Here is a 13,171-nt window from a genome sequence, read left to right on the forward strand (position 1 = left end):
GCCGCCCTGCGCGTATCTCACAACCAACAGCTACCGGAGCCGTCCGGCGCCTGTCAGCCGAACGACCCCGACATCACCCGATCAAGCTCAGTAGCCACCACGCACGACGTTTACGGTCACTTGTCCGTGGAGGACGCCCGCCGGGCCCTGGAGGCCGCAGGATTCCTGACCGGCCGGGAGGTGTGCTGGTGAGCGACGCGATGTCTGCCGCTCCGGCCCCCGGCGCCGGCCTGCTCGGCAAACTGATGGCCGCCATCCGGCCGGAGTTCCGCGTGGACGTGTTCATCCCAGCGCCCGGTGAACTGATCTTCGGGCTGGGCTCGTGCCGGGTTCCTGGATGTCCGCGCCAGCCCCGCACCCGCCAGCTCTGCCGGGGCCACTACTACCGCTGGCAGCGGCGAGGGAAACCGGACGTCGAAGCCTTCATCGCCGATCCCGGGCCCGATCCCATCGGGCGGTCGGAACTGACGGCGTGCGCCGTCGCCGGATGCCGCTTCGGGGCGGCCCGGCAGGGCCTGTGCGTGCGCCACCACGGCTTCTGGGAGCGAGCGGGCCAGCCCGACAAGAGAACGTGGGTGGCCGGCCTGCCGACTGTCGAGAACAGCGGCCAGCGCGTCTGCCGGCTGTCGTTCTGCACCTTGTGGGCCCAGGGGAACTCGGAGTTCTGCCACAACCACACCTCCCGGTGGCAGGCCGTCGGCAGGCCCGAGACTGAGGAGTTCGTGCGCCGCTGCGAGGCAGCTGGGGACGACCGGTTCGACTTCCGGCCGCTGGAGGGGAAACGACAGCTGCGGCTGGAGCTGCAATACGCCCTCCAGCGCCGTCACGACGAGCGGCAGGTCAACACCCACAGCTCGGCCGTCGCCCCGGTGATCCGGCTGGTCGCCGCCAGCGGAACCGCGTCGTTGCTGGAGTGGCCGATGGAGCGGTGGAGTGAGCACTACGCCACCGGACGCGGCTCCAGTCACAGCCAAAACGGGCAGCTGGCCTTCCTGCGCTACGCGTACACGCACCTGGAGGACCTCGCCCACGGCAGCGGCTGGGAGAGCGAGTTCCCGCGCGATGTGTGGGAACTGCGCCGGCTCGGCATCGAGGGCACCAGGGCCCGGCTGCGGTTCGACCGCATCCTCCAGCCGTGGCTACGTGAGCTGGTCAAACGGTTCGTGCGGTGGCGGCTGAGCGTCGGCCGCAGCGTCAACCAGGCCGTCATCGACATCCTGGCCCTCAACCGGTTCTCCGGCTTCCTGGCCGACCCCCGCGTTGCCGCCGACGAGCCGGCCTGCGTGGACCGGGCCGTGCTGGAACGCTACCTCGCCGACCTGGCCCTCGACCCGCGCTCAACGCATTCCCGCAGCCGGGACATCAGCTCGCTGAACGCCTTCTTCCACGCTGTGCGCCGCCACGGCTGGGACCAGGGCCTTCCGGCGAACGCGACCTTCTACCCCGATGACTTCCCCCGCCCTGACAAGCGGCTGCCCCGGGCTCTGGCCGAGCACGTGATGGCCCAGGTCGAACAGAGCGCCAACCTCGACCGCTGGCACACCCCCGACGGCCGGGTCCTGACCTTGATCCTCATGCGCTGCGGGCTGCGGGTCGGCGACGCCTGCCACCTGGACTTCGACTGCATCATCCGGGACGCCGACGGTGCCGCCTACCTGCGCTACCTCAACCGGAAGATGAAACGCGAAGCCCTGGTCCCCATCGACGAGGAGGTCGAGGGCGAGATCGCCGCCCAGCAGCGGCGCGTCCTTGAGCGTTGGCCCGGCGGCTGCCGATGGCTGTTCCCCGCGCTCCGGATGAACCCCGACGGCACTCGGCCACTGACCACGCACTCCTACCGCGGCCAGCTCGACCGCTGGCTGGAGCGATGCGACGTCCAGGACGAACACGGCCGACCGGTCCATCTGACGCCCCATCAATGGCGCCACACTTTTGGAACCAGGCTGATCAACCGGGACGTCCCGCAGGAAGTCGTACGCGTCCTTCTCGATCACTCTTCCGGCGAGATGACCGCCCACTATGCCCGGCTGCACGACTCCACGGTCCGCCGGCACTGGGAGAAGGCCCGCAAGGTCAACATCAAGGGCGAGAGCGTCACCGTCGATCCCAACAGCCCTCTGGCCGAGGCCACCTGGGCCAAGCAGCGGCTCGGGCGCGTGACCCAGGCCCTGCCCAACGGCTACTGCGGCCTGCCGGTGCAACGAACCTGTCCGCATGCCAACGCCTGTCTGACGTGCCCGATGTTCGTCACGACCCCCGAGTTCCTGCCGCAGCACCGCGAGCAGAAGCAGCAGCTGCTGCAGATCGTCTCCGCCGCCGAGGCCCGCGGCCAAGCCCGCGTGGTCGAAATGAACCGCCAGGTCCTCGGCAACCTGGAGAAGATCATCACCAGCTTGGAAGACGACCTCGGACAGCCGGAGGCGACTGCCGATGCGAGCTGACAACAGCCAGCACATCGTCGACGCCGCCCGCCGCCGCAGCGAGTACACCCGCGCCAAGGCCGTCCAGGCCCTCCGCTCCCTCGACCTGGCGGGCGAGCCGGTGACCTTCGAGACCGTCGCGAAGCGGGCCGGAGTGTCCCGGTCATGGCTCTATGCCCAGACAGACCTGCGAGAGGAAATCGAGCGCCTTCGGGCAGCACACCGCCGTGACTCCGGATCGCCGGTTCCTGCACGTCAGCGCACCTCCGACGCTTCCTTGCTGCAACGCCTCGAAGCCGCCAACGCCCGCATCCGGCGCCTCACCGAGGAGAACCAACAACTTCGCGAGCAACTCGCCCGCGCACTCGGCGAACAACGCGCCGCGACGACTCGCATCAGCCCACAACGGGCAGGCGCAAGCAAGCCTGTCGATGGTCACGTAACGCTCCACCGCCAGCATCAACCTCCCCACCCACCCAGGAGAGCTGATCGTGTCGAAAAGTAGACACGTGCTCCGCGCGGCCCCGCCAGCCCAGAGCACACCCCCTCCGACCTGCACATCCACATGATCAGCAGGACTTGAATCAGCCCTGGGGATCAAAAGAGGCGGTACACGTCTACGAGCGTGATACTGGGAAAATGGTGAAAGAGCGCAAATACCCTTCTCGTGCCCACCCGGATAGACTGCCGATCATTTTCCTCTTTTCTTGCATGATCCTAGCCTTTTTCGGAATCATCGGCTACGTGATTTACGCAGCAGTGCGAGTGGGGCAATTTCGACTTGCAGCGGGACCGATCTCCGCGCAGGTTCGGGACGTACTCTGGTTCTCCTTCTTATGCGGTGCCGCAAGCGCCGCGACCATCGAGGTGGCAAAACGCATCTTTCGATTGCGAGGAATCTACCAGCAACGTCAGGTCAAGCGGTGGATGGCGCAACGTACTCCCGAAATCTCGCAGAAGGCGTACGACGAACTCTCTGCGCTAATGGGCGGTACCGACCGCTCGACCTATGCAACCGATCTGCCTATCGAGCAGCTCGTAGCCCAGATCAGCACTGCCGTCGACATTGCACTAACGCGCCCGTCTCGCTACCGTTTCCTGTTGGCGTGTCTAGCCGGAGAGAAAAATCGATCGAAGCTATTGAATGATGGCGGAGGAAGCCCCACTGACAGCGACGGTGCCGCTGACGGAGAAGGCACCACTACCGCCGTGAGCGTTTATTACATGCAGCGGGTACAGGCCGGCGTGGACCAGCTGCAAGTTTCAGTTGGTGAGCGCTGGCGCCACTATGTGCAAGCCACGGCGGTATGGATAAGTGGGGCATACGGTGTTGCCCTGTCGAGCGCAGGCTCCTCATGGGACGCTCGGCCCCGCTATATCATCGCGGCATTGATCATCGGCGGTCCGTTGGCCTGGATTCTCAGAGACATAACAGCAGTGATCGAACGCTGGCGTCGCTAAGGAGAGCCATGACTAGGATCAATAAGATCACGGTACGCAACCCTGATCCACTGGGGTCGAGGCTGTTATGGGAGCCTCTGATTGAACCGGGCTCACCTCACAGTCTAGGCCAGTCCCGATTCATCATTCTGATCCACGGCTTCCAGAACTCAGAGAGCAAGGCAAGTGCATCATATGAGAAGTTCAGGAAGGCACTCGGCGTTGCGATTTGGCCGCGATGTGTCGATATATTGGGAAGCTTCTGGGAATACCACTGGCCTGGCGACCACCCCGCACGATTGATTTCTGTCGCCACATACTCTGCCCGCGTACCCGATGCCAAGGAATCCGGTCGGCTACTGTACGAGTTCCTCAAAGATCTTCCGGGCACAACAGAGGTGGTTTTGGTTGGCCACTCTCTCGGCTGTCGCGTCGCACTCCAAGCTATGCGCTTTATTCGACGCGATGGTGCGGCGTATAGAGGAGCACGGGTGCGTAAGGCATTCCTGCTGGCGGCTGCAGTACCCGTGGATCTATGCATGGCTCGCAGGGATTACGACTGGGAGCCTGGGGAATCTCGCGAGTATGTTTTTTGGTCACAAAACGATGGCGCCCTGGGTCGAGTTTTCAATGCCGGACAAAAGGTCTATGGCGAGGTAGGGAATGCCGTCGGTCATACCGGGCTGCCGCCCGGTCGATGGACTAAGGCGGTGCCCACCGAATTGGACCACGGCGACTACTGGGGTTCATCCGACGTCGCGCAGGATATCGCGTGGTTCTTCGGGCAGCGCACGCGTCACGTGCTTCCACGGTGGCCCCGAAATACCAGCAGGCCACTGAATCGACGGGAGCTTGATCGAATGTTGCTCGGCGCACGCGTCCTGCCAAGCCACGGCTGCTAGGACTTCGCCGCCGTCATCACATGCAACAAACGTTTGACGAAAGTCACTACGTAGGACAAGGTCTAGAGCCCGAGCCGTCCATCGGGCCATGGGTCCTCCTCGTCAGGGCTCATAACTTCGTCGCGAAACCAGATCGGAAAATCATCTCCCAGTACATCTCTAGCCAGCTCTCGTGTTGCGACATACGCTTTATCAAGCGGATCTTCGACCTTCAGCCGAGCCTTCAATATCTTCAGCAGGGCATCCCGCTCTCCCAAATGCGCCAGAAGTAGTAGGTAATTCCAAGACCAAAGATCACCGCGCCGATCGGCGATCGATCGGTAGTACCCTCGCTCTATCGCGGAGACGGCGACAGCTGGCGAGATGTTTCCGACTGCAAAATTGTATTCCTCCTCTGCGGGAAGTACCTCCAGCACAGGTTTCAATATCTCCTCCACTCGCCTGAAGTGCTGCTTCCAATCGTCGCCCTGCGCGGGCTCCGCCTCCGTCTCCCGATGCGCACCCTCGGCCGCATTCAGCGACAGAGCGGCTCTCTTGCCTCCGATCAAAACCGGATCACTCATAAACTGGCGCACTGTCTCCAATGCATAGTCTGCGCTTTGAAGGCTCCCTGGCCATCGGCGAACTTCCCTTGAGAAAACGTATTCCTCGATCAGGCGAAGAGCTTCCCCCGGACTAGAAATTGTCGGAGTTTCCCCTAGCTCGGCCAGCCGTCTCTTGAGCCTATCAACTCGCCCCTCAATTGCCGGGCGCGCTAGATCGCTGCCGGGAGATAAAGATATCTTCACCTTGGCGGCAAGTAGGGCAGCGCGCATATGCTCAACGTCGGGTGCACCAATGATCTTTTGGATTAGGATTTTCACCAGCTCGGCAGGTTTAGTGGTGCGGAGATCGATGTAACCTACGTCGGGAGCCAGGCCGGGAATCTCGGTATCATCGAAACGGGCAGGAAGGATATATTCCGTACTGTGATCAACCAGCGCCCTACTTTGCGCACTCCTCCGCTCATGAGTTGTCCATACTTTGCGAGCATAATCAGAAGATGCGAAGATTACACAATATTCGGCCTCAAGTCGATATATTCGATCGAGGTGCTCATATAGATGCCTGCCCAGGAGGTCCGCCTTTTCGTAGTCGTCATAGAATACGAGAACGCCTTGCTTGCGTAGACCTTTTGCTACAGCGGATACGTATGGACGCTGCTCTCCTGCGAATGAGAGAGCTACGTCGTAACGGTAATTTCCTGGAGTGGATTTCTTCACCCTTATACGGTAAATGAGGGGCCAGCTTCGTGCCACAGCGAGCAATGAGACCTCATCCGGGCCAGGCTGATTCAAGTCCTGCCGATCATGTGGATGTGCAGGTCGGAGGGGGTGTGCTGTGGGCCTACGAGCCCTTCACCCGCCCGCTCGACCTCCTCAGCATCCCGTGACCAGCCCAGATGCAAGATCATCAGGACTTTGAATCAGCCCGGGTCCACGCTGGCGGTGGGGAATCACCTGACATCGACAGGCGATCCCAGGTCGGTAACGATCGGCCCCTACTGATTGGACCCCCGATGCCCTCATCCGCTACGTCACGGACAATCACCGCGACACAAACACGCAGGTCAACAGCCCTGTCGAGCTGGCGAACTCAAGATAATCCAGGAACAGGTCGGCCACGACTACGCCTCCACGACCGCGATCTACACCTGCGTGTCCTCCGACTTCCGTACCCGTACGCTGCGACGGGTCCTGGACGCGACGATGGAAGCCGCTCTGCGGCCGGCAAGGAGGGCATGATGAAACGCCAGGTCAGCTACCAGTGGCGGCTGCGCGAGGTGATGGCCCAACGCGGCATCTTCGCTGCCTCGGACCTGTCCCCGCTGCTGGCCGACCGCGGCATCGACCTGTCCTCGGTGCAGGTCTGGCGGCTGGTCACCCAGACGCCCGAACGCCTGTCGCTGCCTGTGCTGGCCGCGCTGTGCGACATCCTCGACGTCACCCCCGCCGAGCTGATCGCCACCCGGGCCGAGAACGCGGCCCCGCGCCGCACCGCTGCCTCCGGCGGCGCCGACGTGGTCGACCTGGCCGCCACCATTCGGCCGAAGCGGGCCCGGGTCCGGCCGGAGAAGTGAGCCGCACCCGTGTCCGGGCCGAGGACCTGTTTTGCGCGCGCTGTCGCCGGCCCGTCCGGATCGGCGCGGCCCACTGGCCCGAGGGCTACATCTGCGCCTCCTGCCGGGACCACGCGCTGGAGACCTACGGCCGATGCGCTGGCTGCGGCGTCGACCGGCTCACCCCCGGCATCGCACCCGACGGTGGGCGGTGGTGCACCGACTGCGCCGGCGGCCTGGGCGACTTCTTCTGCGAACGCTGTGGCCGCGAAGCCGCCCGCTACCGGCGCGGGATCTGCGGGAACTGCGTCCTGGCCGAACGTCTCGAAGAACTCCTGGACGACGGCACCGGCCGCATCCGGCCCGAACTCGTGCCCTTCTTCGAACAGGTCACGGCCATGCCCCGGCCGAAGGGACAGCTGACCTGGGTCGGCAAACCGCACGTCCAACAGATCCTGCGAGCCCTCGCCCGAGCCCAAGTACCGCTCATCCACGACGGGTTGAACACCCTGTCGCCCGGCAGGTCGGTCGCGCACGTCCGCGACCTGCTCATGCACTGCGGCGTGCTCCCGCACCGCGACCGGCACCTGCTGCTGTTCGAACGCTGGCTCACCGACTGGCTCACCGGCATCGAGGATCCGGACCAGCGCCAGCTCCTGCAGCGCTTCGCCACCTGGCAGCTGCTGCGGAAACTGCGGGCCACGGAGACCAAGCGCCCCCTCGGGCCTGGAGCCGTCAAGACCGCCCGCACCGTGCTCACCCAGACAGCCGCGTTCCTCACCTGGTCCGCTGCCCGGGGCCGTGCGCTCGCCGAGTACACCCAGGCCGACCTGGACGCCTGGTTCGCCGAGGACGCCACCACCAGGCGCATCACCGCTGGCTTCCTGCGCTGGTCCATGGACCACCACACCATGCCCCGCCTGAAGATCCCCGTGATCCGCACCGAGAACCCGGCACCGATCAGCCAGCACCGCCGCATCACCCTCATACGACGCGTCCTGACCAGCGACGACCTGCCACAGGCAGAGCGCATCGCCGCCGCGCTCGTCCTCCTCTTCGCCCAGCCGATCCGGCGCATGGTCCGGCTCACCGTCCTCGACGTCACCGCCGACAGCGACCAGGTCCTGCTCCGGCTTGGCGAGCCGCCCACCCCAGTCCCAGAGCCCTTCGCCAGTCTGCTGCGGGACTATGTCCGGACCGGACGGCCGAACCGGCCCGGCGGAACCATGCCGACCAGCGACTGGCTCTTCCCTGGGCGCCGGGCCGGACAGCCCCTCGACCCAGCGACGCTCGGCAGGAGGCTCGCCGACGCGGGCATCCCCACCCTGCCCGGACGCACCGCCGCCCTTCGGCAACTGGTCCTGCAGGCGCCCCCGTCCGTGGTCGCCGGGATGCTCGGCTACCACACCGTCCACGCGGAAGCCCTGGCCGCCGAGGCCGGCAGTACCTGGAAGAAGTACGCCCCCGGAGAGCACGCCAGGTGAGTCGTCAGCCGCCGCCACCAGGCAGCAGACTCCCGCCAGGGAGTGGCCGAGAGCCCGGTCCTAGCCTGGAGACCGTGATGACAACCTCGTCGATCCTCGGACAGTTCGATCTCTGCGCGGACAAGGGAGAGTTCCCTGATCTCGACAATGGCTACTACTACCCGGTCGATGCGCGGATCCACTTGCTCGGCGACAGCACGCGCTGGGCCGTGGTCGCCGAACTGCTGGGTTACAACCCGCGCGGCGGCAACCTCATCGACGTCATGCACTGCTTCGGCAACTGTCTGACGCGCGGCGAACCCGGGTTCGGCGACTTCCTGGCACGGGTGGACAACATGGAGGAGATCGATCCCGACGGCGCCGAGGTCTATGCGGGAGGGGTCCCGGTGGTCGTCCGCGGCACCGCGCTGACAGTCAACGCCGATGCCGACACCCCTTTGCAGGATGTGTTCCGCCTGCTCGCGCCAGCGAATAGGCGGCTCCTGCTGGCCGACGAGACGGAGCTGCGGGCCAGCGTTCCCTCCGACCTGCCGGAGCTGATGCGACTTGACGAGTGGAACCAACCGGAGGACTTCTGGGACGTCATGCCCAGCGGGCACGAGACGTTCCAGATGATCGCCGAGGTCTTGGACTCCGGGGACCGGACCCGGTACCGACCGACACTCCCGGCGAACACCCACTGGTCCCTCTGGCCGGACGCCGGAACCTTGTAAATCGTCCGCCTGACCGCTGCCGACACAACCGTGCTTCCGGCCCTGCGTTTCCGCGAAAGCCTGTCACCGTTACGCAGGGCCACCGACTGCCCGCTGCGGCGGACGAACTCAGATCACCCGATCACAGACTCCTACCAGTACTGGACCCCATCAGCACCGGCACCCCGATCTCCGGGGCCTGCCACACGCCGTCCGGGCGCACCTTGCGCTTGCCGCCCGGCAGCAGGAACTCGGTCTCGGTCGACCAGGACCGCACCGTGCCCACCCCACCCGCGGCCCCGGGCGCGCTGCCGCCCAGGACGAACGCGAGCACGGTCTCGTTGACCGCCATCGCGTGCTGGGCGCCGGAGCGCCAGGCACCCCGAGCGGTGCCGCCCATCTCCGAGCGGACCATCCCGAGCACGGCGGCGGCCGCGTCCAGCCCGGCCGCGCCCTCCAGCCGCCAGGTCTTGTGCCGGTCCCGGGTGTTGCCGTCGGAGGCGACCAGGCCGTGCAGCGCGAGATCGCCCAGCGCCTGCCGAACCGCCTTGCTCGACACCGCAACCGGGCGCAGCAGGCCGTCTTTCGGACGGGCACCACCGCTTATGACGGTGTCGCGGAGCTGCTGTCCTGGCCCGCCCGTCTCGACCTCGCAGCGGGCCACGGTGCCCGGCCCTCGCGTTGGGAGCGGTGGCGAGGCGGCTCGGGAGCCTACGGACATGAGGTCAGATGTTGGGATCGGCGGTGTAGGTGAACGTTCCGGCAGAGGTGCCGCCGGGGCCCGTGATGATGACGTCGACGGTGCCGTCGGCTCCGCTGGGCGGGGCGGTGGCGGTCAGGGTGGTGTCGGAGACGACCTCGAACGGTGCCCGGATGCCGTTGAAGGTGACCTGGTCGGTGGATGCGAGGCCGGTGCCGGTGATGGTCACCTGGGTGCCGCTGGCGGTCGGTCCGGCGTTGGGGCTGACGCCGGTGACGGTGGACGGGTCAACGTAGGTGTAGGACAGCCCGTCGGTGGTCCCGCCGGGGGTGGTCACGGTGACGGCGGCACCGCCCGGCGCCGGGGCACCGGCGGCCCTGACGGTGATCTGGGTGTCGGAGACGGTTTGGATGACGGCTCGGGTGGGGCCGAAGTACACGTCGATGGCTCCGGCGAGGTTGCGGCCGGTGATGACGATCTCCTGGTCGCTGCCTGCGACGGGGCCCGCGACGGGGCTGATGTCGGTGAGGGCGGGGACCGGTGTGTAGTAGAAGGATCCGAGGGGGCCGGTGCCGCCCGGGGTGGTGACCGTCACAGGGACGGCACCGGCTCCGGCGGGGGTGAGGACGGTTATCGACGTCGCTGTGTTGGCGGTGATAACTGCCTGGGCGGTACCGAAGTGCACAGCGGTGGCGTTGGCCAGGTTGTGGCCATTGACAGTCACGGTGGTCTGCCCTCCCGTGGACCCGTGGCCGGGGATCAGGGTCGTCGCCATATCGCTGACGTTATTTGCAGGCGCGTTGGTGACGTAGGCGTGCGTACCGTCGGGGAAGACCGCGATAGCGGTGGGGCCGCCTCCCACGCCGATGTTCTCGACGACGGTGTTGGTGGCGGTGTCGATCACACTCACGGTGCCCGGGCCGGAGTTCGCCACGTACGCGTGGGAGCCGTCCGGGCTCACTGCCACGAAGCGCGGCTGGGCGCTGACACCGACGACGGCAGTGACCGTGCTCGTTGCGGTGTCGATCACGCTCACCGTGGAGTTGCCGACGTTGGTGACGTAGAGGTGAGCCCCGTCGGGGGTAAGCCCCAGCAGGATGGGAACGGGACCGACGGTGATCGTGGCGGTGACGGTGTTGGTGGCGGTGTCGATCACGCTGACGGTATTCGAGGCGAGACACGCGACGTAGGCGCGTGTCCCGTCCTGGGTAATGACGAGGCCGGTCGAGCCGTCCCCGACGGTGATGGTGGCGGTGACGGTGTTGGTGGCGGTGTCGATCACGCTCACCGTGTTCGTGGTCTGCCGTGTCACATAGGCGCGGGCACCGTCCGGGGTGAGCGCTACGACCGTCGCTCCCGCCCCTACGGCGATGTCCGTGACGATGGCGTTGGAGACGGTGTCGATCACGCTGACGAGACCGTCGTCGTAGACGGTCACATACGCCCGGGTGCCGTCCGGACTGATCGCCACGAAAGTGGGACCGGCCCCCGTGGCGATGGTGTCGGTGACCGTGTCGGTGGCGGTGTCGATCACGCTCACCGTGTTCGAGCCCCGGTTGGCCACATACCCACGGGCCGCATCGGGGGTGAGGGCAACTCCCTCCGGTGTGTCACCCACGGGAACGGCTGTCCCTGCCGCGAACGCGGCATTCAACCCGGAGCGACGCACCTGGGTAGGCAGCAGCGGCGAACGCGATGGAAGGGTGAACATGACACTCCCTGAGGTAGGTGGGGGCGATCTTGTCCCGCCCACGGAAATGTCTGCTCCACCGCATGGGCCGGCAGCAGGCAGGCAACCGGCCCAAGACTGGACCGGCGAAATACACACTGTGCCAAGTACCCTCCCCATGAAGGCTTTTAACGTTCGCTCGATATGTCCGATTTTCCGATGGCCGCCTTTCCGGGGCCCAATTCGAGCGCTCACTGGGCCGCGATGGCCGTCTCGGCGGCCCGGCTTGTCACCACGTAGAGAGTCTTGATGGTGGTCTTGCCGGTCTTGCGGGGGCTGCACACGGGGGGGTGACGTGGGTCTTGCTGACCACCGACCCCTTCACCGCCGCCGCATCGTGCGCGACCACAGCGGCCACCGGCCGCTCGCACCGGGACCTTGAGGTGGCCGCGCGAATCTTGTCCCGCAGCACCCCCAACGCCCGTGGCGAGGGCCAGCGTTGCAGGTAGAACCTGCCCCGCCATCTCCACGACTCCACCTTCCGGTGGTGGAATCGTCGGGTAGCCGGGGCCCATTGCTGGACCCCGGCCCCCTCAGAACCGGGCGTGCCCGCTTTCCAGGCACCACGGCTCAAGCAAGCCCCGAGGACGACGAGGTTTCCGCGTCGGCGTCATGGCTGGTGCACCGTCTTTCCGGCAAGGATCTGCCGTCGGCAGTGCGCGTGGAGGAGTCGGTAGAAGGTCCGGTCCTGGCCGTCGACCTGTTCGACGATGTGCTGTTTGGCCAGCACCCGCCGGACGGTCATGAACCACTGTTCCCACTCGCGTGGGCTGCGTGGCTCGTGTTCGGCGTGCAGCAGGAACTCCCCGCATGCGGGACAGCGTCCGCCTTGGCTTCGCAGAAGCCGGGCGGTGTGCTCGTCCACGGGCGGGGCCTTCTTCTTGCGCCGCCGTTCGGTCCAGTACTCGGCCAGGGCGGGGTCATCCGGAGATGCCCCGCCGAGGACCGGGACGTGCCGGACGATCTTCGTCCAGGCGAACTTGGTGAGGTAGGCGCCGCTGTCGCGGTCGCCGAACACCCACCGGTCCTGCCGGGACTTGTGGAACTTGCCGAAGTACCGGGTCGCGACCCAGCCCCTCGACTTGTTCGGATGCGAGCGTCTGGCCCACCGGTAGGTGAGGTGCCAGACGTGGTGGTCCAGGCCGGTGAAGACCCGGCCGGAGACCACGCTCCGGTAGTAGGCCGACCATCCCCGCACGACCGGGTTGAGCCGGAACACCACCGCGGCCGCGTTCGCGCCGTGCATGGAGCGCACGTCGGCGGTGAGCCGCTTCCGGAGCCGCTTGACCGACTCCTTGCTGGGAGTGATGAGCAGTTTTCCGCTGCCCTGCCGATCGACTCGGCGGCGGATGTCGAAGCCCAGGAACGAGAACCCGTCCTCAACGTGGACGATGCGTGTCTTGTCCTCGTTGAAGCGGAGTCCTCTGGGCTCCAGCCACGCCGTGAGATCAGCCTTGACCTGCTCGGCCTGTTCACGGCTGTGGCACATCGCCACGTAATCGTCGGCGTATCTGACCAGCACAGGGCATCCCTTGACCGTCTCAGCGTCACTGCGGACGCTGGGCCGGTAGCTGAGCCGCCCCGGGTTCGGTGGGGACTCGATTTCGTGTAAGTAACCCAGACCGGCTGCGCCGGCCGCCGTGAGGCCGGGAAAATCGGGGTGTGTCCGTCCGGGACGCCGGCGAATCTGTGATGCCTGTGAGCTC

General features: G+C 66.0%; 11 protein-coding genes and 1 pseudogene. 8 read left to right on the forward strand and 4 right to left on the reverse strand.

Annotated features, from left to right (window positions below; translation table 11 throughout):
- The 5 genes and pseudogenes from ACFQ87_RS40740 to ACFQ87_RS40760 all read left to right on the forward strand — a co-directional run.
- Window positions 1-192 (forward strand): annotated as a pseudogene (locus ACFQ87_RS40740) (hypothetical protein); the annotation flags it as partial.
- Window positions 189-2,441, forward strand: a complete 2,253-nt coding sequence (locus ACFQ87_RS40745) for a tyrosine-type recombinase/integrase (RefSeq protein ID WP_380616013.1) — start codon at window positions 189-191, stop codon at window positions 2,439-2,441. The pseudogene ACFQ87_RS40740 and the gene ACFQ87_RS40745, both read left to right, overlap by 4 nt.
- Window positions 2,431-2,925 (forward strand): DUF6262 family protein, encoded by a 495-nt coding sequence (locus tag ACFQ87_RS40750; RefSeq protein ID WP_380616014.1) that lies wholly within the window; start codon window positions 2,431-2,433, stop codon window positions 2,923-2,925. The genes ACFQ87_RS40745 and ACFQ87_RS40750 overlap by 11 nt, the downstream gene beginning before the upstream one ends.
- A 74-nt stretch (window positions 2,926-2,999) precedes the next feature.
- Window positions 3,000-3,881 (forward strand): hypothetical protein, encoded by an 882-nt coding sequence (locus ACFQ87_RS40755; protein ID WP_380616015.1) that lies wholly within the window; start codon window positions 3,000-3,002, stop codon window positions 3,879-3,881.
- Window positions 3,882-3,889: 8 nt separating this feature from the next.
- Window positions 3,890-4,762 carry an alpha/beta fold hydrolase gene (locus ACFQ87_RS40760; RefSeq protein ID WP_380616016.1) on the forward strand — a complete coding sequence of 291 codons (873 nt, stop codon included), beginning with the start codon at window positions 3,890-3,892 and terminating at the stop codon, window positions 4,760-4,762.
- Window positions 4,763-4,824: 62 nt separating this feature from the next.
- On the opposite strand, the gene ACFQ87_RS40765 is transcribed toward ACFQ87_RS40760, so the two are convergent.
- Window positions 4,825-6,024 (reverse strand): TIR domain-containing protein, encoded by a 1,200-nt coding sequence (locus ACFQ87_RS40765; RefSeq protein ID WP_380616017.1) that lies wholly within the window; start codon window positions 6,022-6,024, stop codon window positions 4,825-4,827.
- Between the two features lie 518 nt (window positions 6,025-6,542).
- Between ACFQ87_RS40765 and ACFQ87_RS40770 the strand changes: the two genes are divergently transcribed.
- From ACFQ87_RS40770 to ACFQ87_RS40780, 3 genes are all read left to right on the forward strand, one after another.
- Window positions 6,543-6,881 (forward strand): helix-turn-helix domain-containing protein, encoded by a 339-nt coding sequence (locus ACFQ87_RS40770; protein ID WP_380616018.1) that lies wholly within the window; start codon window positions 6,543-6,545, stop codon window positions 6,879-6,881.
- Window positions 6,878-8,344: a hypothetical protein gene (locus tag ACFQ87_RS40775; RefSeq protein WP_380616019.1), complete on the forward strand. Its 1,467-nt coding sequence runs from the start codon at window positions 6,878-6,880 to the stop codon at window positions 8,342-8,344. The genes ACFQ87_RS40770 and ACFQ87_RS40775 overlap by 4 nt, the downstream gene beginning before the upstream one ends.
- Window positions 8,345-8,421: 77 nt before the next feature.
- Window positions 8,422-9,057 (forward strand): DUF7003 family protein, encoded by a 636-nt coding sequence (locus ACFQ87_RS40780; RefSeq protein WP_380616023.1) that lies wholly within the window; start codon window positions 8,422-8,424, stop codon window positions 9,055-9,057.
- A gap of 121 nt (window positions 9,058-9,178) precedes the next feature.
- Here the strand turns inward: ACFQ87_RS40780 and ACFQ87_RS40785 are convergent, their stop codons facing one another.
- From ACFQ87_RS40785 to ACFQ87_RS40795, 3 genes are all read right to left on the reverse strand, one after another.
- Window positions 9,179-9,700 (reverse strand): hypothetical protein, encoded by a 522-nt coding sequence (locus ACFQ87_RS40785; protein ID WP_380616020.1) that lies wholly within the window; start codon window positions 9,698-9,700, stop codon window positions 9,179-9,181.
- Window positions 9,701-9,761: 61 nt separating this feature from the next.
- Window positions 9,762-11,447 (reverse strand): IPT/TIG domain-containing protein, encoded by a 1,686-nt coding sequence (locus ACFQ87_RS40790; protein WP_380616021.1) that lies wholly within the window; start codon window positions 11,445-11,447, stop codon window positions 9,762-9,764.
- A 628-nt stretch (window positions 11,448-12,075) separates the two neighbouring features.
- Complete coding sequence (locus tag ACFQ87_RS40795; RefSeq protein WP_380616022.1) at window positions 12,076-12,987, reverse strand: group II intron maturase-specific domain-containing protein; 912 nt, start codon at window positions 12,985-12,987, stop codon at window positions 12,076-12,078.
- Between the last annotated feature and the right edge of the window lie 184 nt (window positions 12,988-13,171).

The organism is Kitasatospora sp. NPDC056531, assembly GCF_042794375.1.
Classification (GTDB): Bacteria; Actinomycetota; Actinomycetes; order Streptomycetales; family Streptomycetaceae; genus Kitasatospora.